25 protein-coding genes and 1 riboswitch are annotated in these 25398 nt (G+C 75.4%); of the genes, 17 read left to right on the top strand and 8 right to left on the bottom strand.

All coding sequences use genetic code 11. The features are described 5' to 3' along the window. Positions 1-6: 6 nt before the first annotated feature. Both ASF50_RS19500 and ASF50_RS13320 read right to left on the bottom strand, forming a co-directional pair. Positions 7-1821, bottom strand: coding sequence for a hypothetical protein (locus ASF50_RS19500; RefSeq protein WP_056904741.1), 1815 nt, complete (start codon positions 1819-1821; stop codon positions 7-9). Then, positions 1814-2149: a hypothetical protein gene (locus ASF50_RS13320; protein ID WP_056904742.1), complete on the bottom strand. Its 336-nt coding sequence runs from the start codon at positions 2147-2149 to the stop codon at positions 1814-1816. The genes ASF50_RS19500 and ASF50_RS13320 overlap by 8 nt, the downstream gene beginning before the upstream one ends. 310 nt (positions 2150-2459) lie before the next feature. On the opposite strand from ASF50_RS13320, the gene msrA reads away from it, so the two are divergent. From msrA to ASF50_RS13395, 16 genes are all read left to right on the top strand, one after another. Further along, a complete protein-coding gene (gene msrA / locus ASF50_RS13325; protein WP_056904743.1) occupies positions 2460-3107 on the top strand; it encodes a peptide-methionine (S)-S-oxide reductase MsrA in 648 nt (215 codons plus the stop codon). A 180-nt stretch (positions 3108-3287) separates the two neighbouring features. Beyond that, entirely contained in the window at positions 3288-3503 is a 216-nt protein-coding gene (locus ASF50_RS19050) for a hypothetical protein (RefSeq protein ID WP_156718280.1), read from the top strand. 143 nt (positions 3504-3646) lie between these two features. Then, a complete protein-coding gene (locus ASF50_RS13330; RefSeq protein ID WP_056904744.1) occupies positions 3647-4657 on the top strand; it encodes an iron ABC transporter substrate-binding protein in 1011 nt (336 codons plus the stop codon). A gap of 8 nt (positions 4658-4665) precedes the next feature. Beyond that, positions 4666-6222: an ABC transporter permease gene (locus tag ASF50_RS13335; RefSeq protein ID WP_235557666.1), complete on the top strand. Its 1557-nt coding sequence runs from the start codon at positions 4666-4668 to the stop codon at positions 6220-6222. Next, positions 6219-7280, top strand: a complete 1062-nt coding sequence (locus ASF50_RS13340) for an ABC transporter ATP-binding protein (RefSeq protein ID WP_056904745.1) — start codon at positions 6219-6221, stop codon at positions 7278-7280. The genes ASF50_RS13335 and ASF50_RS13340 overlap by 4 nt, the downstream gene beginning before the upstream one ends. Continuing rightward, positions 7277-9817, top strand: coding sequence for an AMP-binding protein (locus tag ASF50_RS19930; RefSeq protein WP_268778358.1), 2541 nt, complete (start codon positions 7277-7279; stop codon positions 9815-9817). Before ASF50_RS13340 ends, ASF50_RS19930 begins: the two co-directional genes overlap by 4 nt. Beyond that, positions 9814-10809: a bile acid:sodium symporter gene (locus tag ASF50_RS13350; protein ID WP_056904746.1), complete on the top strand. Its 996-nt coding sequence runs from the start codon at positions 9814-9816 to the stop codon at positions 10807-10809. The genes ASF50_RS19930 and ASF50_RS13350 overlap by 4 nt, the downstream gene beginning before the upstream one ends. A 144-nt stretch (positions 10810-10953) precedes the next feature. Then, the gene (locus ASF50_RS13355) at positions 10954-11784 is read left to right on the top strand and encodes an amidohydrolase family protein (RefSeq protein WP_056904747.1); all 831 of its coding nucleotides are present in this window, start codon (positions 10954-10956) and stop codon (positions 11782-11784) included. A 70-nt stretch (positions 11785-11854) separates the two neighbouring features. Continuing rightward, entirely contained in the window at positions 11855-12379 is a 525-nt protein-coding gene (locus ASF50_RS13360; protein ID WP_056904748.1) for an MSMEG_0572/Sll0783 family nitrogen starvation response protein, read from the top strand. Positions 12380-12391: 12 nt separating this feature from the next. After that, positions 12392-13474 (top strand): MSMEG_0568 family radical SAM protein, encoded by a 1083-nt coding sequence (locus tag ASF50_RS13365; RefSeq protein WP_056904749.1) that lies wholly within the window; start codon positions 12392-12394, stop codon positions 13472-13474. Beyond that, entirely contained in the window at positions 13471-14886 is a 1416-nt protein-coding gene (locus tag ASF50_RS13370; protein WP_200920151.1) for an MSMEG_0567/sll0787 family protein, read from the top strand. Before ASF50_RS13365 ends, ASF50_RS13370 begins: the two co-directional genes overlap by 4 nt. After that, positions 14883-15803: a carbon-nitrogen hydrolase family protein gene (locus tag ASF50_RS13375; RefSeq protein WP_056904750.1), complete on the top strand. Its 921-nt coding sequence runs from the start codon at positions 14883-14885 to the stop codon at positions 15801-15803. Before ASF50_RS13370 ends, ASF50_RS13375 begins: the two co-directional genes overlap by 4 nt. Then, entirely contained in the window at positions 15796-16125 is a 330-nt protein-coding gene (locus ASF50_RS13380) for an MSMEG_0570 family nitrogen starvation response protein (RefSeq protein WP_056862163.1), read from the top strand. The genes ASF50_RS13375 and ASF50_RS13380 overlap by 8 nt, the downstream gene beginning before the upstream one ends. After that, positions 16122-17393, top strand: a complete 1272-nt coding sequence (locus ASF50_RS13385; protein ID WP_056905025.1) for an MSMEG_0569 family flavin-dependent oxidoreductase — start codon at positions 16122-16124, stop codon at positions 17391-17393. The genes ASF50_RS13380 and ASF50_RS13385 overlap by 4 nt, the downstream gene beginning before the upstream one ends. Beyond that, positions 17393-18232, top strand: a complete 840-nt coding sequence (locus ASF50_RS13390; RefSeq protein ID WP_056904751.1) for a carbon-nitrogen hydrolase family protein — start codon at positions 17393-17395, stop codon at positions 18230-18232. Before ASF50_RS13385 ends, ASF50_RS13390 begins: the two co-directional genes overlap by 1 nt. Then, on the top strand, positions 18229-19317 hold the full coding sequence (locus ASF50_RS13395; RefSeq protein ID WP_056904752.1) for an MSMEG_0565 family glycosyltransferase: 1089 nt from the start codon (positions 18229-18231) through the stop codon (positions 19315-19317). The genes ASF50_RS13390 and ASF50_RS13395 overlap by 4 nt, the downstream gene beginning before the upstream one ends. A 5-nt stretch (positions 19318-19322) precedes the next feature. Here ASF50_RS13395 and ASF50_RS13400 read toward each other — a convergent pair whose 3' ends face one another. Continuing rightward, positions 19323-19985 carry a class I SAM-dependent methyltransferase gene (locus ASF50_RS13400; protein WP_056904753.1) on the bottom strand — a complete coding sequence of 221 codons (663 nt, stop codon included), beginning with the start codon at positions 19983-19985 and terminating at the stop codon, positions 19323-19325. Between the two features lie 101 nt (positions 19986-20086). Between ASF50_RS13400 and ASF50_RS13405 the strand changes: the two genes are divergently transcribed. Further along, a complete protein-coding gene (locus tag ASF50_RS13405; RefSeq protein WP_056904754.1) occupies positions 20087-20671 on the top strand; it encodes a helix-turn-helix domain-containing protein in 585 nt (194 codons plus the stop codon). A gap of 14 nt (positions 20672-20685) precedes the next feature. Here the strand turns inward: ASF50_RS13405 and ASF50_RS13410 are convergent, their stop codons facing one another. The 5 genes from ASF50_RS13410 to ASF50_RS13430 form a co-directional block, all read right to left on the bottom strand. Further along, positions 20686-21708, bottom strand: a complete 1023-nt coding sequence (locus ASF50_RS13410) for an ABC transporter substrate-binding protein (protein WP_056905026.1) — start codon at positions 21706-21708, stop codon at positions 20686-20688. Between the two features lie 162 nt (positions 21709-21870). Beyond that, positions 21871-22659, bottom strand: a complete 789-nt coding sequence (locus tag ASF50_RS13415) for an ABC transporter ATP-binding protein (RefSeq protein ID WP_056904755.1) — start codon at positions 22657-22659, stop codon at positions 21871-21873. After that, complete coding sequence (locus ASF50_RS13420; protein ID WP_056862852.1) at positions 22656-23669, bottom strand: FecCD family ABC transporter permease; 1014 nt, start codon at positions 23667-23669, stop codon at positions 22656-22658. The genes ASF50_RS13415 and ASF50_RS13420 overlap by 4 nt, the downstream gene beginning before the upstream one ends. Before the next feature lie 132 nt (positions 23670-23801). Continuing rightward, positions 23802-23982, bottom strand: a riboswitch (cobalamin riboswitch). Between the two features lie 28 nt (positions 23983-24010). Continuing rightward, positions 24011-24391 carry a LacI family DNA-binding transcriptional regulator gene (locus tag ASF50_RS19720; RefSeq protein WP_056904756.1) on the bottom strand — a complete coding sequence of 127 codons (381 nt, stop codon included), beginning with the start codon at positions 24389-24391 and terminating at the stop codon, positions 24011-24013. 3 nt (positions 24392-24394) lie between these two features. Next, positions 24395-25387, bottom strand: a complete 993-nt coding sequence (locus ASF50_RS13430) for an acetylxylan esterase (protein ID WP_056904757.1) — start codon at positions 25385-25387, stop codon at positions 24395-24397. Positions 25388-25398: the final 11 nt, after the last annotated feature.

The following is a 25398-nucleotide window of genomic DNA, read 5'->3' on the forward strand; positions in this document are numbered from 1 at the left end:
CGCTCCTCAGCCGTTGGCCGGAGCGGGGGCGACCGGGGCCGGTGCTGGCGCAGGGGTCGCGACGGGCGCGGGGTCCGGAGCGGGCGTCGGGGCAGGCGTCGCGACCGGTGCGGGCGTCGGAGCGGGCGTCGGGGCCGGCGTCGGGGCCGGCGTCGGAGCGGGCGTCGCGACCGGTGCGGGCGTCGGCGTCGGCGTGGCCACCGGAGCCGGCGTCGGCGTGGCCACCGGTGCCGGCGCAGGCGTCGGCGCAGGCGTCGGCGCAGGCGTCGGCGCAGGCGTCGGCGCAGGGGTCGCGACCGGCTCGGCGACGGGGTCCGCGGGCGCCGGCGCGTGCTGGAGGTAGTCCAGGCCGTTCTTGCGCGGGGAGGCCGGGTTGATCTGCGAGACGTAGCCGACCAGCTGGATGCCCTTCACGGTCAGACCCTCGCTCTCGTAGTCGGAGGAGGCGTCGAAGGTGTGCTCGCTGGTGCCGTAGTGCCCCTTGACCGCGAACGGCCCCCAGCCCACCGACGTCGAGACGCTGGTGGTGGCGCTGTCGGACTCCCACTGCGACTTCCAGTCGTCCCACTTGATGCGCAGGTCCTTGACCAGGATCAGGCTGGTGACCACCGAGGGCAGGAAGGCCGGCTCCTTGGTGGAGGGCTTCTGCTGGGCCATGGTGCCGTCGGAGATCGTGTGGGCGGGGTAGTCGCCGAAGAGGAACCAGTTGTCGAGGTTGAGCAGCGAGGTGTCCATCCACGGCCGGAAGATGTCGACGGTGCAGTAGCTGAAGCGGATCTCCAGGTTGCTGCCCTGCATCTGCATGGCCTGGTGCGACTCGGAGTGGTCGACGCTGGCCGAGGCGCTCCAGAAGCCGATGTCGAAGCCGCCGCCCCCGCCGTAGGAGGTGCTCGACGACTGGTAGTGCTCCTCGGAGTGGCTCTTCGTGCTGTCGTACTCGTTCCACCCCTCGTCGTTGTCGGGGTCGGCCCAGGTCTCCGGGATCATGGCGGTCCACGGGATCAGCCCGACGCCGGGGAACTCGAAGAGGTTGTCGTTGAGCTTCTTCTTGGCCCGCCCGATGAGGGCGATGGCCGGGTCGGTGCCGCGGGCCGAGAGGATGGCGATGGCGTCCTCGATCTCCTGCTTGTGCCCGAAGCTCTGCCAGCGGTCCCAGGCCTCGTTGGCCTCCTCGTGGTAGAGCCGGCCCTCGATGGGCCACATCTGGCGGCGGTCGGGATCGGTGAAGACGATGGCGTAGGCCTTGTTCCAGCTGCGGACCTTCGAGCGGTACTCGTCCTGGTAGTCCAGGTACTTCTCGTAGTGGGCGGTCGGGTCGCCGGTGGCCGGATCCATCAGCGTGGCCTGGGCGCGGTCGTAGCCGGCCTGGAGCTCGGCGTTGGCCTCGAGGTCGCCCGCGATCCCGTTGGCGCCGGTGATGATCGCCCACCAGGAGTCGCTGACCTTGCTGGCGGCCGGCATGACCGAGTAGGTGGCGTTCATGTTGAGCTTGCTGTCGGTGAGCATGAAGGTGTTGAGGTAGGTGCGCTGGGAGCGCGAGATGTTGGCGAGCAGCGCGTCGTCGTAGAGCTTCTCCGGGTCCAGGGCCTTGCTTCCCGTGGTCGGCGCCGCAGCGGGATCGGTCTGGGGCGGCACGACCGGTGCGTTCTTGGCGAGGTTGCCGCCCATGGGGTCCCAGGGGTTGTAGAAGTCGTCCTTACGGATCGGCAGGCCGACGCTGCGGAAGGCCACGAAGTAGCCCTCCTGCATCTTCTTGGTCTCCTCGTCGAGGCCGACGGCCTTCAGCTCGAGCTCGCGCAGGATGTCGTGGACGTCAGGCATGGTGGGGTCCTCCAGTGGGCGGATCGGTCGTGGTGGGTGGGTCGGCGAGCTGGTCGAGGACGGCCTCGACCTCCGCCTTGTGCCCGAGCGCCTGCCACCGCACGAGGGCGGCGTCGACGGCCTCGGTGTAGGCCCGGGAGTCCTGCGGCCAGGCCTGAAGCAGGGCCGGTCGCAGGTGGGCGCGGTCGCGCGCCTCGTCGCGTCGGCGCACGGCGGCGTCGTACTCGCGCTGCAGCTCGAGGTAGCGCCGGTAGACCGGCGTGGGCCGGTCGTCGGCGTCGAGCAGCAGCGCGCGCGGGTCGGCACGGCGCCGACGGTCGTCGGGCACGACAGCACCTCGCTCACCCGGCGCGCAGCGCCGGAGGCACGGGCAGGACAGGACTGCGTACGCCGCGGGCGCGCGAGCGCCCGCGGGCGACGGGTGGGGCTCCTGAGGAGCGCCGAGGCTCGGCACCCGAGAAGTCGTGAGGTGGCAGCCGGTGGTTCCGCGGGCTGCGACGGCCCCCAACCTCCTCGCGCGACCCGCCCCTGTCAACGGCCCAAGGTCCCCGGATCGGTCCCGATCAAGGGAGCTCGCCGGGAAGGTCGGCGCCACCGGCGGTGTTGCACACTCGTAGGCAACGACCCGAGGAGGTCCCGTGTTCTTCACCCGCAAGCAGACCGACCTGATCGCTCCCGAGCAGACCCTGCCCGGTCGCAGCGAGAGCCCCTTCCGACTCGCCGAGCGCCACGTCGTGCTCGACGCACCCGTGCGCACCGACGAGGCCCCCGAGGGCTACGAGGTCGCCGTCTTCGGCCTCGGCTGCTTCTGGGGAGCCGAGGAGATCTACTGGAAGACGCCCGGCGTCTGGTCGACGTCGGTGGGCTACGCCGGCGGCGACACGCCCAACCCGTCCTACGAGGAGGTGTGCTCGGGGCGCACCAACCACACCGAGGCCGTGCGCGTGGTCTTCGACCCCGCCCAGGTCTCCTACGCCGACCTCGTCAAGGCCTTCTTCGAGGTGCACGACCCGACCCAGGGCATGCGCCAGGGCAACGACGTCGGCACGCAGTACCGCTCGGCGATCTACTACACCTCCTCCGCCCAGGAGCAGACCGCGCGCGAGCTGACGAAGGTCTACGGCGACGAACTGGCCCGCCGCGGCCTCGGCGAGATCACGACCGAGATCCGCGAGGTGCCGACGTACTACTACGCCGAGGACCAGCACCAGCAGTACCTCGCGAAGAACCCCTACGGCTACCGCTGCCACGCCAACACCGGCGTGCGGTTCCCGCAGACCGCCTGAGCAGCGCCACCACCGTCCGGCTCCCGAAGCCGGACTCGCGCACCCCCGGGCCGCGGCCCTCCAGCACCCTGGAGGACCGCGGCCCTGCTGCTGCCCGGACGACCTGTGCCCGTCCGACTCGGACAGGCGCGGCGCATCTTCGGACGTCTGTCCGGGAGGAGCCGCTGTAGCGTCGACCTCATGACGAGGCCGGCATGGTTCCGACGTGGCCACCCTGTCTTCGCGGGTTTCTGCACCGGGATGGGGCTGTTCCTCCTCGCCTTCCTCGCGGACCTGGCCCTCGGGGACCTCGACGAGTTCGAGGTCGGCTGGTGGGTGGTCGCCGGCACGTCGGTCGCCCTGGTCACCGGCGGTCTCCTCCGGCACGAGCAACGACGCCGGCACCCTCCACGCTGAGTCCGCACGGTGGCGGCCGTGGGTCGACGCGACCAACCGGCGTCCGGGCACCGGGGTGGGCCAGCCAGCCGGCGGCGAGCTGCGGTAACGTAGGTAAGCCTCGCCTCACTTGAACGGGGTTCACCTGACGTCGAAGGGGTCCCATGATCCGCCGCTCCCGGCTCGCTCCTGCCCTCGCGCTCGCGCTGCTCACGCCCGCGCTGGTCTCCTGCAGCGGTGACGACGGGCCGAGCATCACCGTCTACAACGCCCAGCACGAGCAGCTGCTCGAGGAGCTGGCGCCGCAGTTCACCGAGGAGACGGGGATCGAGGTCGAGCTGCGCAACGGCAAGGACCTCGAGCTGTCCAACCAGCTGGTGCAGGAGGGCGACGCCTCGCCGGCCGACGTGTTCCTCACCGAGAACTCCCCGGCCATGTCCCAGGTCGAGGAGGCCGGGCTGTTCGCCCCGCTGCCCGAGGAGCTCGTCGCCCCCATCCCGGAGCAGTACCGCCCCGCCAGCGGGCTGTGGACCGGCTTCGTCGCGCGCTCGACCGTGCTCGTCTACAACACCGACCTGGTGGACCCCGACGAGCTGCCGAGCTCGATCCTCGACCTCGCCGACCCCGAGTGGGCCGGTCGCCTGTCCTTCTCCCCCACCGGCGCCGACTTCCAGGCCATCGTCGCCGCGGTGCTGGAGCTCGAGGGCGAGGACGCGACGCGGGAGTGGCTGGAGGGCATCAAGGCCAACGGCACGGTCTACGACGGCAACAACGTGGTGCTCGAGGCGGTCGACTCCGGTGAGTCCGAGGTCGGGATCATCTACCACTACTACTGGTACCGCGACCTCGCCGAGGGCGGCGACGTCAGCGACGACAGCGCGCTGTACTTCTTCGGCGACGAGGACCCCGGTGCGTTCGTGAGCGTCTCGGGCGCGGGCGTGCTCGCCGCGAGCGACGACGCGAGCGACGCCGAGAAGTTCGTGCAGTTCCTGGTGGACCGGACCGGCCAGCAGGCCCTGGCCGACAGCTACGCCCTGGAGTACCCCCTCAACCCCGACGTCCGGCTCGACCCCCCGGTCAAGCCCTTCGACGAGCTCCAGCCGCCTCGGGTCGACGTCTCCGACCTCGACTCGCGGACGGTGGTCGACCTCATGACCGAGGTGGGCTTCCTCTGAGCACCACGGTGACGGCGGTCCCTGCCGGCACCGGCGGTCGGCGGGCCCACCACCGCGCGCCGTGGCCGCTGGTGCTGACCGGCCTCCTCGTCGCGGCCGCCTCCCTCGTCCCCCTCGGCTACGTGCTGTGGACCACCTCCGAGCTCGAGCCCGGGCAGGCGAGCGACTTCCTGGTCCGCCCGCGCGTGGGCGAGCTGCTGTGGAACACCGTGCGCCTGCTGCTCGTCGGGACCGCGCTCAGCGTGGCCCTCGGCACGGCCGCGGCGTGGGTGGTCGAGCGCACCGACCTGCCCGGTCGCGGCTGGTGGCACGGCCTGCTGTGCGCGCCGCTCGCGGTGCCCGCCTTCGTCAACGGCTACGGCTGGGTCTCCACGACCCACGCCGTGCAGAGCTTCAGCGGGGCCGTCATGGTGGTGACGCTGTCCTACTACCCGCTGGTCTACCTGCCCACGGTCGCCGCGCTGCGCCGGCTCGACCCCAGCGTCGAGGAGGTCGCGCAGTCGCTGGGCCACGGCGCCCGGGGTGTCTTCTGGCGGGTCACGCTGCCCGCGATCAGCCCGGCCGTCCTCGGCGGCGCGCTCCTCGTCGGGCTCCACCTCCTCGCCGAGTACGGCGCGCTGCAGCTGCTCAACTACCCCACGCTGACCACCGCGATCCTCCAGCAGTACGCCACCGTGTTCAACGGACCGCAGGCCACGCTGCTCGCCCTGGTGCTGGTCGGCTTCTGCGCCGTGCTGCTCGTCCTCGAGCTGGCCCTGCGCGGGCGTCGGCGGCGCTCGCGCGTCGGGTCGGGGGTCAGCCGGACCGGCGAGCGCGTCCCCCTCGGGCGGAGCATGGCCGCCGTCGTCGCCGGCCTCTCCCTGCTGGTCGCCCTGGCGCTCGTGGTGCCCGTGGCGAGCCTGCTGCGGTGGCTGGTGCGGGGCACCTCCACCCGGCTGGACGTCGACTCCCTGCTCGGTGCCCTCGGCTCCACCCTGGCCCTGGCCGCGGCCGGCGGCGCGCTGGCCACCGCGCTCGCGGTGCCGGTCGTGTGGCTCGCGGTCAGGCACCGTGGCCCGCTGGCCACGCTCGTCGAGCGCAGCACCTACGTCGCGGGGTCGCTGCCGGGCATCGTGGTGGCGCTCGCCCTCGTCACCGTGTCGATCCGGGTGCTGCCCGCGCTCTACCAGACGGTGGTGGTGCTGCTCGCGGCGTACGCCGTCCTGTTCCTGCCGCGCGCCGTGGTCAGCGTGCGCGCGTCGCTGGAGCTCGTGCCGCCCGGTCTCGACGAGGTGGCCCGGTCGCTCGGCTGCTCGGGCCCGGCGGCGGCCGCGCGGGTGACCGTGCCCCTCGTGGCGCCGGGCCTGGCCGCCTCGGTCGCGCTCGTGTCGCTCGCGGTCTCGACCGAGCTGACCGCCACGCTCCTCCTGGCCCCCATCGGCACCGAGACCCTCTCGACCCGCTTCTGGTCCGACGCCTCCTCGGTCGCCTACGGCGCAGCAGCGCCCTACGCCCTCGCGCTGGTCCTGCTGTCGCTCCCGGCGACGTGGCTGCTGGGCCGGGTCTCGATCGGAGGGGCGTCGTGACGGCCGCGGCGCCAGCGCTGGAGGTGCGCGGCCTGAGCGTGGGCTACGGCGACGGCGACGTCGTCCACGACCTCGACCTCACCGTGACCGACGGGGTCACCGCCATCCTCGGCCCGTCGGGCTGCGGCAAGACCACGCTGCTGCGCACCGTCGCCGGGTTCGTCACCCCCCGCACGGGGACCGTCACGGTGGCCGGCCGGGCCGTGGTCGCCGACCGGACCGCGGTCGCCCCGCGGCACCGACGGCTCGGCTACGTGCCCCAGGAGGGCGGGCTCTTCCCCCACCTCGACGTCGCGGCCAACGTGGTCTTCGGGCTCCCCCGCTCCCAGCGACGGGCCGCGCGCGCCACCGTCGCGGGCCTCCTCGAGCTCGTCGACCTCCCCGACGCCCTCGCCGACCGGTACCCCCACGAGCTGTCGGGCGGCCAGCAGCAGCGGGTCGCCCTGGCCCGGGCGCTGGCTCCCCGGCCCTCGATGGTGCTCCTCGACGAGCCCTTCTCCTCCCTCGACGCCGGCCTGCGGGAGGAGACCGGACGCGCGGTCGTGCGGGCACTGCGCCGGCGCGGCGCGGCCGCGCTGCTGGTGACCCACGACCAGGGCGAGGCGCTCTCCCTGGCCGACCAGGTGGCGGTGATGCACAGCGGGCGACTGCTCCAGGTCGGGCGGCCGGCCGCGGTCTACCTCTCGCCGGCCGACGAGCGCGTCGCCGACTTCGTCGGCCTGTCGGTGTTCCTCGACGGCACGGTCGAGGGGTCCGCGCCCGGCGCGGTGCGCTGCGCCCTGGGTGAGATCGGACTGCGTGGCCCGGCGCCGGCCGGCCCGGTGCGCGTGGCCGTGCGCGCGGAGCAGGTGCAGGTGACCCCGGCCGACCGTGGTGTGGCCGCCGAGGTCCTCGACACCAGCTTCTTCGGCCACGACGCCACCGTCCGGGTGCGGCTGGCCACGGGCGAGCTGGTCGTCGCGCGCACGCCGGCGGGCGTCGTGCCCCTGCCCGGCGAGAGGGTCGGCGTCGTCGTGACCGGCGACGTGGTGGCGTTCTCGTCGGACCGTCGGCCGTGACCGCGCTGCCCGCCTCCGGTCCGCTCGGCACCCGGCCGGACCCCGACCCCGACCTCGACCTCCACCTCGACCTCGACCTGCTGGGGGGCGACCACGGTGACCTCGCCCTCGTCGACGGCGACCGCCTGGTCACCTACGGCGAGCTCGCCGGGCTGGTCACGGCCCGGGCCGCCTCCCTCGGCGGGACCCGACGGCTCCTCGCGGTCCGCGCCCGCAACGACCTCGACTCCGTCGTCGACCTCCTCGCCGCGTGGGCCCGGCGCCTCCCCGTCGTCCTGCTGGGTGCCGACGACGCCGCGCGCCACCGCGAGGTGGAGGAGCGCTTCCTCGGGGCCGGCGACGAGGACCTCCACCCCGACCTGGCCCTACTCCTGTCGACCTCGGGCTCGACCGGGTCGCCCAAGCTGGTGCGGCTCTCGCGCGCCAACGTGCTGGCCAACGCCGACAGCATCGCCTCCTACCTCGGTCTCACCACCGAGGACCGCGCGATCACCTCGCTGCCGATCCACTACTGCTACGGCCTGTCGGTGCTGACCTCCCACCTGCGGGCCGGCGCGGCCGTGGTGCTGACCGGTCTCTCGGTCACCGACGAGTGCTTCTGGCGCCTGGCCCGTCGCCACCGCGTCACCAGCCTGGCCGGCGTGCCCCACACCTTCGACCTGCTGGACGCCTCGGGGTTCGCCGAGCGCGACCTGCCCGACCTGCGCTACCTCACCCAGGCCGGCGGACGGCTCGCGCCCGCCACGGTCCGGCGCTTCGCCGAGCTGGGTCGACGGCGCGGGTGGGACCTCTTCGTCATGTACGGCGCCACCGAGGCCACCGCCCGCATGGCCTACCTCCCGCCCCACCTCGCCACGAGCCGGCCCGACGCCATCGGGCTGCCGGTGCCCGGCGGCGACCTGCGTCTCGCGCCGGTCGAGGGCCAGGACCTCCCCGACGGCGTCGGGGAGCTCGTCTACTCCGGGCCCAACGTGATGATGGGCTACGCCCTGGGGCGCGGCGACCTCGCGCGGGGCGGCGAGCTCGACGAGCTGCGCACCGGCGACCTCGGCCGGCAGTGCGACGACGGGCTGTGGGAGGTCGTGGGACGCCTCGACCGCCACGTCAAGCTCTTCGGGCTGCGCCTCGACCTCGGACGCCTCGAGGAGGTGTGCACCGTCCCCGTCCGCCTGGTGGAGCACGACGGCCGGCTCCACGCGTTCGTCGACCGCCCCCGGTCGGCGGCAGCGGCACGCGCGTCGCTGCGGGCGGCCACCGGCCTCCCCCACGGAGCCGTGGTGGTGCACACGCTGGCCGCGGTGCCGCTCACCTCGAGCGGCAAGGTCGACCACGCGGCCCTGCGCCGCCACGCCGCCTCCGCGGCCCGGGAGGCCTCGGCGCACGACGAGGGGTCAGGCCCGGTCACCGCCGAGCGTCTGCGCGACCTCTACGCCGTCGTGCTCGGTCGGCCCGACGCCACGACCGGCGACAGCTTCGTCGACCTCGGCGGCGACTCGCTGGCCTTCGTGGAGACCTCCACGCGACTCGCCGGCCTGCTCGGCGACCTCCCGGCGCGCTGGCCGCACCTGACCCCCGTCGAGCTGGCGCGCCGGGCGCGTCCCGTGCGTGCGTGGACCACCCTCCTCGAGGTGCCGACGGTCCTGCGCGCCGTGGCGATCCTGGCCATCGTCGCGTCCCACACCGACCTGGTGAGCCTCATGGGCGGCGCCCACGTGCTGCTCGCGGTCGCGGGCTACAACGTCGCGCGCTTCGCGCTCCCGGTGGAGGGACTGCGCCGCAGGACCCGCGCGATCCTCGCCGCGGTCGCGGCGTTCGCCGTACCGGCCTCGGTCTGGATCCTCGTGGCCGGGGCGGTCACCGGCGACTACCGCCCCACGACAGCGCTCTACCTCAACCAGCTCCTCGGGCCCGACCGGTGGACCGACGACTGGGAGTTCTGGTTCCTCGAGGTCCTGGTGTGGAGCCTGCTCGCGCTGGCCGCCCTCCTCGCCGTGCCCGCCGTCGACCGGTGGCAGCGGGCGCACCGCTTCGCGGCCGCGATGGCCGCCGTGGTGGGCACCGTCGCGCTCCGCTTCGTGCTCGTGGGGTGGAGCACCGCCTCGCTGCAGGAGTACGCCGTCGCGACGGCCGCCTTCTGCGTCGCGCTGGGGTGGGCCGCCGCGGAGGCCCGGACCCCGGCGCAGCGGGCGGTCGTGGCGGCGGCGTTGGTCGTGGCCCTGGCGGGCTACTTCGGCGAGGACACGACCAGGCAGGTCGTCGCGGTGCTCGGCGTCGCGGCGCTCCTCCTGCGCCGGCCGGTGAGGGTGCCGACGCCGGTGGCGCGGCTGCTCGTGCCCGTCGCCCAGGCCTCGCTCTGGATCTACCTGACGCACTGGCAGGTCTACCCGCCCCTGGAGGACGCCGGGCACCCCTGGGCCGCGCTGGTGGCGAGCCTCGTCGTCGGCCTCGCCGCGGCGCGGGTCCACCGGCTGCTCCTGGCCGCCCGCCGGGCGGTCGCGCCCGCCCCCGCCGAGCCGGTGCCCCGGCCGCCGAGGTGAACGGCCCAGGACCCACCGCGCCCAGCCGCACGCTCGTCGCGTGGTGGGACTCCCACCAGGTCGCGCTCTACCTCGTCGCGATCCTGGGCGGGGCGCTGCTCGGTCTCGCGGCCCCCCGGGCCGCCCCGTCGCTCGAGAACGCGATCAACCCGGCGCTGGCGCTGCTGCTCTTCGCGACCTTCCTGGGGGTGCCCCTCGTGGAGGTCGGCCGGGCGTTCGGCGACCTCCGCTTCCTCGCAGCGGTGCTGGGCGGCAACTTCCTGGTGGTGCCGCTCCTCGCCTTCGGGCTGTCGCGGTTCGTCGCCGACGACCGGGGGCTGACGCTCGGCGTGCTGCTGGTGCTGCTGACCCCGTGCATCGACTACGTGATCGTCTTCGCCGGCCTGGCCGGTGGCGCCCGGGCCCGGCTGCTGGCGGCGGCGCCCCTGCTGATGCTCGCGCAGGTGCTCCTCCTCCCGGCGTACCTCCTCCTCTTCGCGGGCGGCGACGTCCTCGCGGTCGTGGAGCCCGCGCCGTTCGTGGAGGCCTTCCTCGTCCTGATCGTGGTGCCGCTCGCCGCTGCGGCGCTCGTGCAGGCGCTGGGACGTCACCACCGCTCCGGGCGCGCCGTCGAGCGCGCCACGGCCGGCGCCATGGTGCCGCTGATGATGCTCACGCTGACCGTCGTGATCGGGTCCCAGATCGCCGCGGTCGGCTCCGAGGCGCTGCAGCTGGCCCGCCTGGTGCCCCTCTACGCCGCCTTCGTGGTGCTCGCCGTGCCGGTCGGCCTGGCCGCGAGCCGGTCCGCCGGGCTCGACGTGCCGGGCACGCGTGCGGCCGTCTTCTCCGTGGCGACCCGCAACTCGCTGGTCGTGCTGCCGCTGGCCCTCGCGCTCCCCGAGTCGCTTGCGCTGGCCCCGCTGGCCGTCGTCACCCAGACCATGGTCGAGCTGCTGGCCATGCTGGTCCTCGTGCGGCTGGTCCCCCGGCTCGCGCCGTCGACGCCGACCTGAGGTTCCACCGTCGCGGGCTGGTGCACCCCCACCCGTGGCGCGGCTCGCGGAGCCGGCGCAGGTAACACGACCCTTACGCGTGGCGCCGCGGATCGTCTTCCGCGCGAAACCACCCGGCAACACCGCGGGCGTTGGCTTCTCGCCATGACCCGCACCGCCCACCGCGACGCCCACCGGCACATCGGCCGGCTCCCGGCGTACCGCTTCTACGGCGGCCCGCCAATCAGTCCCGACACCACGGCGCTGGAGACCGTGGCCGAGCTCGTCGCGACCCTCGACGCCGAGGGCACCGAGCGCGCGCTGGTGCTGCCCAACTACGGCGTGCCGGACCCCGCGGTGGCCTTCGGGCTCAACCACCTCGCCCTCGAGGCGGCGCAGCGCGACGACCGCGTGCGCTGCGGCCTGTGGGTGAGCCCGCAGCAGAGCGACGCGGCGCGCAACGACGAGGCTCTCGCCCTGGCCCGCGAGGACGGCGTGGTCGCGCTCAAGACCAGCTTCCTGCTGGGCGGGGCGCCCGACGCCCCCGACTGCGCCGAGCAGCTCGACCGGATGTTCACCACCGCCGCCGAGCTCGACCTCGTCGTGCACGTGCACACCTCGCCGGGTGCCGCCTCCGACGTCGACCGGATCAGCCGTCTCGTGGAGACCTACGGCGACGCCACCAAGATCCACCTCGTGCACCTGGGCGGGGGCATGAGCGGCCACCTCAAGCTCGTCGGCGGCCTCTTCTTCGACTGGATCGAGGCCGGCAAGCAGGTCTACACCGACACCAGCTGGGCCATCGGCTTCGCGCCGGCCTGGCTGGCCCAGGAGATCGAGCGCCGCGGCGTGGGCCACGACCGGGTCCTCTTCGCCACCGACGCTCCCTGGGGCGACTTCGCCGGTGAGCACGCCCGCCTGGCCGCGGCGGCCGGCGACGGCGCGCTCGCCGACGCCTTCTTCCACGCCAACTTCGACGCCCTCTACGGCACCTGAGACCCCACGGCACCACCCGCACCACCACCACGCACCACCCCAGCCCCGCACCCCAACCGAGGAGCCGCACATGTCCGTGTTCGACGACGAGATCCTGGCCGCGATGGAGAAGTCCCGCTCGGAGATCCCCCACCCCAGCCAGGAGAAGGGCACCAACCTCTACGGCTCGACCAAGCTCTTCCCCGACTACCAGGCCAGCGAGGGACAGTCCTGGCTGACCCTGGTGCACGGCATCCCGCACGAGTCGTCGGTGTCGTTCGTGGCGGTCCTCCAGACCACCCGCGCGCTGCGCAAGGGCTTCGACGCCACCCTCTACTTCTACGGCCCCGGCGCCCTGGCCTGCGCCGACACCCGCGGCTTCCCCACCACCGGCGACGTCGCCTTCCCCGGCAACCAGAACATGAACGACGCCATCAGGACCTTCATCGCCGAGGGCGGCACGGTGCTGTGCTGCCGCTTCGGGATGGCCCTGCACGGCCAGCGCGAGGAGGACCTCATCGAGGGCGTGATCCCCTGCCACCCGCTCGACGTGCAGGACGCCGTCATCCACTTCGCCAACAAGGGCGCCATCATCAACTCCGTCTACAACCTCTGAGCGGCTGACGTCATGACGGCCGACACCCGCGTGGACGTGGCGATCCTGGGCATCCGCCTCGCCGACCCGTCCGACGCCCCGGTCGCGCGCCGCGCGGGCGCCGGCCCCAGCGACGACGGGCATCTGCTCCTCGACGGTGTGGGGGCGGCGGTGCCGCTCAACCCGCGCAGCCCCTACACCGTGAGCGGCGGCAAGCTGCTCCTCGACGGCGCCGACACCGGCATGGGCGTCGAGGCGGTGGCCCGCCCCCGCTTCTACGACCTCCGGACCGCCGACGGCGTCCCCTACGAGCAGATCGCGCGGCTGCACTCCAGCAACGTGCTGGCCACGACCGTCGTCCAGACCTGCGTGCGGTACGCCGAGGCCGAGCGCTGCCGCTTCTGCGCGATCGAGGAGTCGCTGCGCGCCGGCGCGACGGTCGCGGTCAAGACGCCCGCGCAGATCGCCGAGGTGGCCCGCGCCGCCCACGACCTCGACGGCATCACCCAGCTCGTGATGACCACCGGCACCAGCAACGGCCGCGACCGCGGGGCGACCCACCTGGCCCGCTGCGTGCGGGCGGTGCACGAGGTGCTGCCCGACCTGCCGATCCAGGTGCAGTGCGAGCCGCCGGGCGACCTGGCCTCGCTCCAGGAGCTCCACGACGCCGGCGCCCGCTCCATCGGCATCCACGTGGAGTCCCTCGACGAGGCCGCCCGCCTCGCCTGGATGCCCGGCAAGGGCTCGGTGCCGCTCGCCGACTACCGCGCCGCCTGGGCCGAGGCCGTGCGCGTCTTCGGGTGGAACCAGGTCTCGACCTACCTCCTCGTCGGCCTCGGCGAGGACCCCGACGAGCTCGTCGCCGGGGCGGTGGAGCTCATCGAGATGGGCGTCTACCCCTTCGTCGTGCCCTTCCGCCCGCTGGCGGGCACGCTGGCCGTCGACGTCGACGGAGCCGTCACCCCGAGGCCCGCCGACGTCTACCGGGTCACCACCGAGGTCGCGGCCGCGCTGCGCGCCCACGGCATGCTGGGCTCCGACCAGGCGGCGGGCTGCGCGGCCTGCGGGGCCTGCTCGGCGCTCGGCTCGTGCTCCTCGGCGGAGGCCGCGTCGTGACCGGCCTGGTCGACGAGGTGGTCCTCACCGGCGCCCGCCGGGCGGCCCCGAGCCTCGACGCCTTCGTCGTGGTGCGCGCCGGGGCCCGCGAGGTCGCGGCCTACCACGCGCTGCGCCGCGAGGTGTTCGTGCGCGAGCAGGGCCTCTTCGTCGGCTCCGACCGCGACGACGTCGACGACGACCCGCGCACCGTGGTGCTGGTCGCCGTCGCCACCCACCCCGACGCCGGCGGCGAGGTGCTGGGCGGCGTGCGGCTCCACCCGGCCACCGCCGGGCGCGACCTCGGCTGGTGGCGCGGCTCGCGGCTCGCGGTGGCCTCCGACGCCCGGCTGCTGCTGGGCGTCGGCGCCGCCCTGGTGCGCGCGGCCTGCGCCGCGGCCGAGGCCTCGGGCGCGCTGCGCCTCGACGCCACGGTGCAGGCGCAGAACGAGCCCCTCTTCCGCCGCCTCGGCTGGGTGCCGCGCGAGCGCACCCACCGGCACGGCCACCCCCACGTGGTCGTGGACTGGCCGATCGGGCGGGTGCAGCGGCTGGTCGACGCCACCAAGGCCGCCCTGGGCAGCCTGCTCGACGAGGTGTCGGCCGGGGTGCCGGCCGGGTTCCTGGGCGACGACGGCGCGCCCGTGCCCGGCTCCGACCTCGTCGCCGCCTGCGACGCCGTGCTCCCCTCCATGGTCGAGCGCGACCCCGAGTGGGCCGGCTGGTGCGCCGTGCTGGTGAACCTCAACGACCTCTCCGCCATGGGCGCCGCCCCCGTCGCGCTGCTCGACGCCCTCGGCGCCCGCGACGCCTCCTTCGCCCGCCGCGTCCTGCGCGGGCTCACCGACGCCAGCCGCGCCTGGGGCGTGCCGGTCGTCGGCGGGCACACCCAGCTCGGCGTGCCCGCCGCCCTGTCGGTGACCGCCCTGGGCCGCACCTCGCGCCCCGTCGCCGGCGGCGGCGCCGACCCGGGGCAGACGCTGCGGGTCACCGCCGACCTCGGCGGCGGCTGGCGACCGGGCTACACCGGGTCGCAGTGGGACTCCTCCAGCCACCGCACCGGCGCGCAGCTGCGGGCCCTGGCCGGGGTCGTGCCCGCGCTGCGGCCCACCGCGGCCAAGGACGTCAGCATGAGCGGCCTGGTCGGCACCACCGGCATGCTCGCCGAGGCCTCCGGCTGCCGGGCCGTGCTCGACGTCGCGGCCGTCCCGGCCCCCGAGGGGGCGGCGTACGGCGACTGGCTGACCTGCTTCCCCGGCTTCGCCATGGTCACCGCCGAGGCGGCACCGGCCCGCGCGGCGCTGCCCCCCTTCGTCACCTCCGCCGCCTGCGGCGAGCTCACCTCCGGCGCGGGCGTCGGCCTGCGCTGGCCCGACGGCGTCGTCACCGACGCCGTCACCTCCACCGTCACCGGAATGGGGTCCTCCCGATGAGCACCACACCCACCACGCCCGGCACGCCCGGCACGCCCGGCACGCCCGGCACGCTCACCGTCGGGGCCGTCAGCGCAGGCTTCGGGCGCGACCTCGACGACAACCTGCGCCAGGTCGGCGACCTGGTGGCGCGGGCCCGCGAGCGCGGCACGTCGCTGCTGGCGCTGCCCGAGGCCTGCCTGGGCGGCTACCTGTCGGTGCTCGGCTCGGGACGCGACGGCACGCACCCCGACGCCCCCGACTCGCTCCCACCCGTGCTCGACGCCGACGGACCCGAGCTGCGCCGCGTGGCCGCGCTCGCCCGCGAGATGACGCTCGTGGTCGGCTTCTGCGAGTCCGACGGCGGCCGACGCTTCAACAGCGCCGCGATCGTCTCCGGCGAGGGGGTGCTCGGCGTGCACCGCAAGGTGCACCAGCCCCTCGGCGAGAGTCTCTACTACGAGGCCGGCGACGTCTTCCGCGCCGTCGACACCGCCGTCGGGCGACTCGGCGCCCTCATCTGCTACGACAAGGCCTTCCCCGAGGCGGCCCGCGGCCTGGCCCTCGACGGCGCCGAGACCGTCGTGTGCATCTCGGCCTGGCCGGCCTCGCGCACAGCCACGGCCGGCGACCTGGCCGACGACCGCTGGAAGCGGCGCTTCGACCTCTTCGACCAGGCCCGGGCGCTGGAGAACCAGGTCCTCTGGGTGGCCTCCAACCAGGCCGGCACCTTCGGGTCGCTGCGCTTCGTCGGCTCGGCCAAGGTCGTCGGACCCGGCGGCGACGTGCTCGCCGCCACCGGCACCACCGAGGGCGTCGCCTACGCCCGGGTCGACGTCGAGGAGCTGCTCGGCACCGCCCGGCGCGCGATGTTCCACCTGCGCGACCGGCGCCCCGACCTCTACGTCGAGCACGAGCGGGTCGCGGCGCATGCCTGAGATGACGGTCTCGGTGCGCTGGCCCGACGGCAGCCTCCAGGACTGCTGGTCGCCCTCGCTGGTCATGCACGACCACCTCGCCCCCGGCGCCCGCTACACCGTCGCCGACTTCGCCCACCGCGCCACGACCGCGCTCGCCGAGGCCGGCGAGCGCGTGCGGCAGCGCTACGGCTTCGCCTGCACCTCGGCCGCAGCCAGCGCCGAGCTGGTGCGGCGCCGAGCCGCCGTGCACCGCCCCGACGACCTCGTCGAGGTCGTGCGGATGTGGCCCCCGCTGCCCGCCGCCGCACCCACCAGCCCCACGACCCCGGAGCGCCCATGACCACCGTGCACACCACCGTCGCCGTCGTCGGCGGCGGCCAGGCCGGGCTCGCGACGAGCTGGTGCCTGACCCGCGACGGGATCGACCACGTCGTGCTCGAGGCCGCCACGGCCGCCCACGAGTGGGCCGACACCCGCTGGGACAACTTCACCCTGGTCACCCCCAACTGGCACTGCCGGCTGCCGGGCTACGCCTACGACGGCCCCGACCCCGACGGGTTCATGACCCGCGACGAGGTCGTGGCCTGGCTCGGGGGCTACGCCGCCACCTTCGACCCGCCGCTGCGCGAGCACACACGGGTCACCGCCCTGCGCCAGGGCGAGGCCGGCGGCTTCGTGCTCGAGAGCACCGGCCCCGACGGGGAGACCACCTGGAGCGCGGAGCACGTGGTCGTGGCCACCGGGGGCTACCACGTGCCGATCGTGCCGCCCTGGGCCGCGGCGCTCGACCCGGGCCTCACCCAGCTGGAGTCGGCCCACTACAAGCGCGCGGCCGACCTGCCCGACGGCGGCGTGCTCGTCGTCGGCAGTGGCCAGTCCGGCACCCAGATCGCCGAGGACCTCCACCTCGAGGGCCGCCAGGTGCACCTCGCCCTCGGCGACGCCCCGCGGGTCGCGCGCACCTACCGCGGCCGCGACTGCATGACCTGGCTGGCCGACATGGGCCTCTACGACACCGCGGTCGCGCAGTACCCCGGAGGCCTCGCGGCCCGGGAGAAGACCAACCACTACGTGACGGGGCGCGACGGCGGCCGCGACCTCGACCTGCGCCTGCTGGCCTCGCAGGGCATGCGGCTCCACGGCCTGCTGGCCGGCGGCCGCGGCACACGCCTGGAGTTCCGCCCGACGCTGACCGCGGCGCTCGACGCCGCGGACGCGACCTACAACTCCATCTGCGCCGACATCGACCGCTGGATCGAGCGCGAGGGGATCGACGCCCCGCCGCCCTCGCGCTACTCCCCCGTGTGGACCCCCGACGCCGACCCGCTCGAGCTCGACCTGACCGCGGCCGGCGTCACCAGCGTGGTGTGGGCCATCGGCTACCGCCCCGACTACCGGTGGGTCGGCGTCGGCGCCTTCGACGGCAGCGGGCGCCCCACCCACCACCGCGGTGTCACGGCGGTGCCGGGGCTGTCCTTCCTCGGGCTGCCCTGGCTGCACACGTGGGGCTCGGGACGCTTCCTCGGGATCGCCCGCGACGCCGAGCACGTGGCGGCCACCATCCGCGAGTCCGTGGGGGCACGGCCACAGGTGCGCCGGGTCTCCTAGTGCCGGTCACCATCGGTGCCGTCGCCGCGCACTTCGGGCGCGACCTCGACCGCGCGCTGGCCAAGGTCGAGGGCATCGTCGTCGACGCGCGGGCGGCCGGCTGCGGCGTCGTCGTGCTGCCCGACGCCGCCCTCGGCGGCTACCTCGACGACCTGCGCACCCCCTCCGGCCCGCCGCCCGCGCTGCAACCCGACTCCGAGGAGCTGCGGCGGGTGGCCCGGATCGCCGGCGACACGGTGGTCTGCCTGGGGTACGCCGAGGCCGCCGACGACGGCAGCGGACGCATCTACAACGCCGCGGTCTGCCTCACCGGCGACGGCGTGCTCGGCCACCACCGCAAGGTGCACCTTCCGGCCGGCGAGTCGCGCGTCTACGCCCCCGGCGACACCTTCCGCGCCTTCGACACCCCGGTCGGTCGCCTGGGCCTGCTCATCGACTACGACAAGACCTTCCCCGAGGCGGCCCGCGCGATGGCGCTCGACGGCGCACGTGTCCTGGCCTGTCTCTCGGCCTGGCCCGCCTCGGTGACCGACCGCGCCGAGCGGCTCGTGCACGACCGGCAGGCCCGCCTCTTCGACCTCTACGACTGCGCCCGCGCCGCGGAGAACCAGGTCGTCTGGGCCTCCTCCAACCAGACCGGTTCCCTGGGCTCGCTGCGCTTCCTGGGTCAGGCCAAGGTGGTGGGCCCGGGCGGCGACGTGCTCGCGCGCACCGCGACCAAGGGCGGGCTGGCCGTCGCGACGGTCGACGTCGACGGCGAGGTCGCCCGGGCCCGCCGCACGCTGCACCACCTCGACGAGCTCAGCCGCTCGGCCCACGCCCCGGGGAGGCACCCGTGAGGATCGCCCTGCTGACCTACTCCACCAAGCCCCGCGGCGGGGTCGTGCACACCCTCGCGCTGGCCGAGGCCCTGGCGGGCCTCGACGGGCTCGACGTGCACCTGTGGACCCTGGGCCGCGGCGGCGACACCACGTTCTTCCGCCCCGTCGACCCGGCGGTCACCGTGCACGCGGTGCCCTTCCCCGACCTCGGCGACGAGGTCGGGCCCCGCATCCTGCGCTCGATCGACACCCTCGACCGGGCCTTCGCCGCCGAGCGCGACGCCTACGACGTGGTCCACGCCCAGGACTGCATCAGCGCCAACGCCGCCATGCGCTCGGGGCCGTGCGTGCGCACCGTGCACCACCTCGACACCTTCACCACCCCCGAGCTGGTGGTCTGCCACGAGCGGGCCGTGGTCGAGCCGGTCGCGCGCGTCTGCGTCTCGGCCGCCGTCGCCGCCGAGGTCGAGGCCGGCTGGGGCCTGACGGCCACCGTCATCGCCAACGGCGTCGACGCCGCCCGCTTCGAGGCCGGCGGGCGCGACACCGAGGGCCGCGCCCGCTGGCGACGGCGGTGCGGTCGCTACGTGCTGGCGCTCGGCGGCATCGAGCCCCGCAAGGGCACCCTCGACCTGCTCGAGGCCTACGCCCTGGCCCGGCGCGAGGTGCCCGACCTGCGCTTCGTGCTCGCCGGCGGCGAGACCCTCTTCGACTACCGCGACTACCGCGCCGCCTTCGACCGCCGCGCGGCCGAGCTGGGCGTCGAGCCCGAGGTGCTCGGCGTGGTCGCCCACGACGCCCTGCCCTCCCTGGTCGCCGAGGCCGCCGCCCTGGGCTTCGTGTCGACCCAGGAAGGCTTCGGCCTCGCCCCGCTCGAGGCCCTCGCCGCCGGGGTGCCCGTCGTGGCGCGCGACCTGCCCGTGCTGCGGGAGGTGCTCGGCGACCACGTCGCGTACGCCGCCACCCCGGACGCGATCGCCGCCGCCCTGCTCGACGCCCTCGCCGCCCCGCCCGACCCCGCCCGCGGCCGGGCCCACAGCCACGGCTTCACCTGGCGGCGCGCCGCCGCGGAGCACCTCGCCTTCTACCGCGCGCTGGGCTGAGCCGCTCAGCGGCGCCGGGCCCGCACGACGGCGTCGTGCACCGCCACCTCCCGCCCGTCGGGCACGGTGACGGTGCGGCGCGACTCGGTGGCCGTGACCACCTCCCACCGCGCCGGGTCGAGCCGCGCCACGACGTCGGCGGCGCGCACCGAGGCCTCCGCCGGCGGTCCCGCCTCCTCGCCGTGCCCGTGCCCGTGCCCGTGCCCGTGACCGGAGCCGTGCTGGTGACCCTCGTCGTGGAGGTGACCGACCAGCAGCAGCGTGCCGCCGGGGGCGACCCAGCTGGCGAGACGGTCGTAGAAGTCCAGCTGCGGGGTGGCCGGGTGGGCGTAGTGGGTGGTGACGAGGTCGAAGCGCTCCTCGGGCTCCCAGACCGACAGGTCGGCCTCGACCCACCGGACCCGGTCGGCGACCCCGGCCGCGGCGGCCCGCTCGGCGGCCCGGGCGAGCGCGTCGGCGGCGATGTCGGCGCCGGTCACTCGCCAGCCGGCGCCGGCCAGCCACACCGCCTCCACGCCGGCGCCGCAGCCGGCCTCGAGCGCCGCGCCGGGCTCGAGGTCCCGGGTCTCGGCCACGAGGTGGGGGTGGGGCTCGCCGGCGGCCATGGCCAGGGCGCGGTCGCCGCGCCAGACGCCCTCCCAGTAGTCCTTGTCGAACGCGTGCGTCACGGGTCTCCCTCCGTGGCCGCCACCGCGGCGGCCGTGGCTCCCGACGATGACGGACCGGACCACCTCTGGCAATCACTGTTGCCGAACGGCAAACTGGCCCGGTGACCCATCCCCGGGAGCAGGCCGAGAGCACCCTCGACGCCGTGGGCCCACGGCTGCGTGCCCTGCGCCAGCACCGCGGCCTCACGCTCGGTGAGCTCGCCGACGAGACCGGCGTGTCCACCAGCACGCTGTCGCGGCTCGAGTCGGGGCTGCGCCGCCCCACCCTCGAGCAGCTGCTGCCCCTGGCCCGCGCCCACGGGGTCACCCTCGACGAGCTCGTCGACGCACCGGCCACCGGCGACCCCCGGGTGCACCTGCGCCCGGTGGCCACCGGTGACGGCGGCAGCGTCATCGCACTGACCCGGCGCCCGGGCGGCATCCAGGCCTACAAGTTCGTGCTACCCACCGGGCGCGACGACGCGCGCCCCACCCTGCGCACCCACGAGGGTCACGACTGGGCCTACGTGCTCGACGGGATCCTGCGCCTCGTGCTCGGCGAGCACGACCTGCGCCTGGGCCCCGGCGAGGCCGTCGAGTTCGACACCCGCACCCCGCACTGGTTCGGGGCGACCTCGGCCGGCCCGGTGGAGTTCCTCAGCCTCATCGGGCGCCAGGGCCAGCGCGCCCACCTGCGCGCGCCCTGAGCCGGGGCGCGGACTCAGGGCCGCAGGTCGTGGGCGGGCTCGATGCCGGAGTCGGGCAGCAGGTCGACCTCCTCCAGGGCGGCGCGCAGCTGCTCGGCGGCGTCGATATTCAGCGGGCTGCTGACCCAGGCGGCGTAGGGCAGGTCGAGGAAGCGCTCCTCGCGCACCGCGGGCAGGTCGCGGGTGGCGGGGTTGGCCCGCAGCACGTCGACCTTCTGCTCGAGGCTCTGGCCGGGGTAGTCGACGAAGGCGATGTAGTCGGGCCGGGCGGCCGCCACCCGCTCCCAGGAGACGGTGGTCCAGGTGTCGGCGACGTCCTCGGTGGCGTTGCGGGCGCCGGCCGCGTCGATGACGCCCTGCGGCCCGCCGTAGGAGCCGCTGGTGAAGGGCGAGGTGGTGCCGCTGTCGAAGAGGAAGACGGTGGGCGTCTCCGCGGCGCGCGGCGCCTGCTCCAGCGCGGCCAACCGCTCCTCGACGTCGGCGACCCGGGCGGCCGCGTCGTCCTCGTGTCCGGTCAGGCGGCCCAGCGCGGTCAGGTCGGTGCTCAGCGCGGTCCAGGGGTCGACGACGCCGCGGCTCTCGCCGTCGCTCTGGCGGCACGACTCGGTGAGCGTCCAGGCGGCGATGCCGCGCTCGGCCAGCCCGTCGGGGGTGAGACCGGCGTCCTCGTCCCACCCGTAGCTCCAGCCGGCGACCATGAGGTCGGGGCGCTGGAGCAGGACGTTCTCGACCGTGGGGCGGTCCTCGCTGGCCACCGGGAGGTCGGCCACGACGTCCTCGCCGTAGACCCGGGCCAGGGCCTCGGCGTCGTCCTGGAGCCCACTGATGCCGGCGACCGCATCGGCGGCACCCACGGCGAGCACCATCGCGATCATGCCGCCGTCGTAGACGTAGAGGCGCTCGGCCGGGTCGGGGTAGGCGCGCTCCTCCCCGCAGTTCTCGAGCACGAGCGAGGCGCCGGTCGCGCCCGGCGAGCCCGCCGCCGGGCCGGTCGCGGGGCCGGCACCGCACGACGTCGTCAGGGCCAGGACCGCCACGGCGGCGAGCGCGGAGACGGGGCGGACGGCGAGGAGACGGACCGGGATTGGACGGACGGGGAGGGGACGGTGCACGGGGGACCTGCCTTCGGGAGGGAGGAGCGACGGGAGGGCGGCGGGAGGGTGGCGGGAGGGCGGTGGGCCGACGCGGCGGGAGCCGGGTCAGCGCAGGTGGCGGCCGGGGCCGACGACGAGGTGGTGGCGACCCCGCGAGTCGCTGAGGTGGGCGGCGTCGACGCCGAAGACCCGGGCGACGACGTCGGGGGTGAGCACGTCGTGCGGTGCACCCGCGGCGTGGACCCGGCCCTCGTGGAGCACGACCACCTGGTCGGCGTAGGCCGCGGCGAGCGCGAGGTCGTGCAGCGCGGTCAGCACGGTGCGCCCGGAGGCGCGCAGCAGCGCGAGCAGCGCCACCTGATGGCTGACGTCGAGGTGGTTGGTCGGCTCGTCGAGCACGAGCAGCTCGCAGTCCTGCACCAGGCCGCGGGCCAGGCAGACCCGCCGCCGCTCGCCGCCCGAGAGCTGGGCGCAGGGCCGGTCGAGGGCGGCGTCGAGCCCGACCTCGGCGAGGGCGGCGCGGGCGTGGGGCCGGTCGCCGTCGCCGCGCGCCCACGGCCGGTGGTGGGGCAGGCGCCCCAGCGCCACGAACTCCCCCGCGGTCATGTCGGCCGGCGGGCTCTCCTCCTGCGCCACGAACGCCACGACCTGCGCCCGGCGGCGCGCCGGCAGGTCGTGGACCTCGCGGTCGCCGACCAGCACCGCCCCGGTCTCGGGGCGCTGGAGGCCCGCCAGCGTGCGCAGCAGCGTCGTCTTCCCCGAGCCGTTGACGCCGAGCACGGCGGTGGTGCTGCCGGGTGCCAGGTCGAGGTCGACACCGCGCAGCACGACGCGCCCGCCGACCGCGCACGACAGCGCCCGGGCCGTCAGGGCCGGTGCGGGCCGGCCGCTCACGCCCCGCCCCCGAAGTGGTAGCGCCGGCGCCCGAGCAGCAGCAGGAAGACCGGCGCGCCCACGAGGCCGGTGACCACGCTCAGCGGGATCTCCTGCGGGCTCACGACGGTGCGGGCGACCACGTCGACCCACACCAGGAAGACCGCGCCACCGAGCGCGGCCACCGGGAGCATCGCCCGGTGGCCGCCGCCGACGACCAGGCGCGCCAGGTGGGGCACGACGAGGCCGACGAAGCCGATGCCCCCCGAGACCGCCACCAGCACCCCGACGAGGGCGGAGGTGAGGACGAAGAGCGCGACCCGCAGCGCCGCGACCGGCACGCCGACCGCGGCGGCGGTGTCGTCGCCGGTGGCCAGCGCGTCGAGCCAGCCGTGCACGCCGACGACGAGCACCGCCGCCACCAGCACCGCCGCCGCGGGCGCCACCAGCTGCGCCCAGGTCGCGCCCGCGAGCGAGCCGAGCAGCCAGAAGAGCACCGACTCGGTCGCGCGGGGCTCCTCGCCGAGGAAGACCATGAGGCTGGAGACCGACGAGAAGGCCGACGACATCACCACCCCGGTCAGCACCAGCCGCAGCGGGGTCAGGCCGCCCTGGGCCAGCGAGACCCCGAAGACGAGCACCGCCGCGCCGAGCGCCCCGAGCAGGGCGCCCACCGACAGCGCCCACGCCCCGAGCGCGGCGAGCGCACCGAAGGCGATGACCGCCGTCGCCCCGACGCCGGCACCCGCCGAGACCCCGAGCAGGTAGGGGTCGGCCAGCGGGTTGCGCACCAGGGTCTGCATCGCCGTGCCGGCCAGCGCGAGCCCGGCGCCGACCACCGCCGCCATCAGCACGCGCGGGGCGCGCAGCTCCCAGACGATGACGTCGAGCACCGGGTCGGGGCCCGGGCGCCCGTGCAGCACGCGCTCGCGCACCACGTCGACGACCCCGCCCACCGGCAGCCGCTCCGAGCCGAGCGCGAGGGCCACCACGAGCGAGACGGCCAGGGCCGCCAGCAGGCCCAGGTGCAGCGCGAGCCGCGGGCCGCGTCGTACGCCGGGCGGGGGCGGGTCGGCGGCGCGCGCGGGCGCGGTCGGCGGGGCGGGACGGGTCACGGCCACAGCGGGTCTCGCATCTGTCGGGGACCCGAGTCGCGCGGGCCGGCATCGGTCAGGCGAGCCAGCCGGTCTTCGGACTCGAGTTCGTCCCGGTGGGACACCTTCCCAGGCCACGGGCCCAGTGGTGCGTCGTCCCACCAGTCACTCTCACCGCTGCGCGTCAGCTCCGGATTCTCACCGGATTCCCGCACATCGTCAGATGTGTTCTGGCTCGCGGCGAAGTTAGCACGCCGCGGTCGCCCCCGGCGCCGCGCTCACCGGGCCCGGGCGGTCGAGGCCGCGGCGGTGCAGACGGTGTAGCCGAGCTCCCGCGCGGCCGCCTCGACCCGCGCGCGGGTGGAGGCGCTGACCCGGGGCGAGCCGGCGAGGGCGCGCGAGACCGTGGCGGGCGAGACCCCCGCGCGGGCCGCGACGTCGGCCATCGTGGCCGCCCCGGGCCCGGAGCCGCGGCCCGCTCCGTGCGCCAGGTCGGCGGCCGGGGCGAAGCGCTCGTAGCCCACCCGTCGGGCGACGGCGCGCACGTGGTCGCGGGTCGCGGCGCCGACGCCCGGGGCGTCGTGGAGCGCCCGGGAGACCGAGGCCACCGAGACCCGCGCCTCCCGGGCCACGTCGGCCACGGTGACCCGCGCGGGCACGGCTCAGGCCTGGCCGGGGGTGGGGCCGCCGAGGAGCTTGGCCAGCCACTCCAGCTGGGCCGCCTCCTGGTGGAACTGCCCGCCCTCGTGGTCGTTCCACGGGTAGACGACCAGCTCGCTGGGGCCGCCGTAGGTGTTGCGGGCCGCGTGCACGGTGGAGGGCGGGCAGACGGTGTCCATCAGCGCCACCGACATCAGCGCGGGCGCGCTCGCGCGGCGCCCCAGCACCGCCGCGTCGAAGTGGGCGAGCGTGGCGAAGGCGCGGTCGGCGGCGTCGCGGTGGGAGGCGAGGAAGGCCGCCACCTCGAGGTAGGGGCCGGTCGAGGCGATGGCCACCCCGCGCGGCATGTCGCACAGGAAGGGCACGTCGGCGAGCACGCCGGCCAGTCCGTCGTGCAGGCCCGAGACGGCCAGCGCGATGCCGCCGCCCTGGCTGACGCCGGCGACGACGACCCGGTCGCGGTCGACGCCCGGCAGCGCGACGCCGGCGTCGACCGCCAGCACCGCGTCGGTGAAGAGCCGGCGGTAATAGTGCCGGGCCGGGTCCTCCAGGCCCCGCGTCATGAAGCCCCCGAGGTACGACGGTCCGTGCCCGTGGGGGTCGGGGGTGTCGCCGACCCAGCCGCCGCCGGAGCCCTGGCCGCGGCTGTCGACGTCGAGGGTGGCGTAGCCCGCCAGCGTCCAGTGCGGCACCTGGTGGGGCAGGCCGCGGCCGCCGGTGTAGCCCTGGTAGCGGATGACCAGCGGGAGGTCGCCGCCCACCCCGGCGGGGCGGCGGTACCACGCCCGCACGGGCTCGCCGTCGTAGCCGCTGAGGGTCACGTCGCTCACCTCGACCAGGGGCAGGCGGGCGTCGACGGGCTCCACCCGCGGAGCGCGGGCACGCGCTCGGGAGGCCTGGAGGGTCTCCTCCCAGAAGGCGGCGAGGCCGGTGGGCTCGGTGACGCTGCCGCGGTAGGCGGCGAGCTCGGCGGCGGGAAGGTCGTACTGGGGCACGGTGGTCCTCG

The sequence above is a fragment of the Nocardioides sp. Leaf307 genome (assembly GCF_001423135.1).
Lineage (GTDB): Bacteria > Actinomycetota > Actinomycetes > Propionibacteriales > Nocardioidaceae > Nocardioides > Nocardioides kribbensis.

Bases quoted from the DNA above. Each gene is read 5' to 3' on its own strand.
- ASF50_RS19500 (WP_056904741.1), bottom strand. From the start codon at position 1,821: ATGCCTGACGTCCACGACATCCTGCGCGAGCTCGAGCTGAAGGCCGTC.
- ASF50_RS19050 (WP_156718280.1), top strand. From the start codon at position 3,288: ATGACGAGGCCGGCATGGTTCCGACGTGGCCACCCTGTCTTCGCGGGT.
- ASF50_RS13330 (WP_056904744.1), top strand. From the start codon at position 3,647: ATGATCCGCCGCTCCCGGCTCGCTCCTGCCCTCGCGCTCGCGCTGCTC.
- ASF50_RS13355 (WP_056904747.1), top strand. From the start codon at position 10,954: ATGACCCGCACCGCCCACCGCGACGCCCACCGGCACATCGGCCGGCTC.
- ASF50_RS13360 (WP_056904748.1), top strand. From the start codon at position 11,855: ATGTCCGTGTTCGACGACGAGATCCTGGCCGCGATGGAGAAGTCCCGC.
- ASF50_RS13365 (WP_056904749.1), top strand. From the start codon at position 12,392: ATGACGGCCGACACCCGCGTGGACGTGGCGATCCTGGGCATCCGCCTC.
- ASF50_RS13375 (WP_056904750.1), top strand. From the start codon at position 14,883: ATGAGCACCACACCCACCACGCCCGGCACGCCCGGCACGCCCGGCACG.
- ASF50_RS13380 (WP_056862163.1), top strand. From the start codon at position 15,796: ATGCCTGAGATGACGGTCTCGGTGCGCTGGCCCGACGGCAGCCTCCAG.
- ASF50_RS13385 (WP_056905025.1), top strand. From the start codon at position 16,122: ATGACCACCGTGCACACCACCGTCGCCGTCGTCGGCGGCGGCCAGGCC.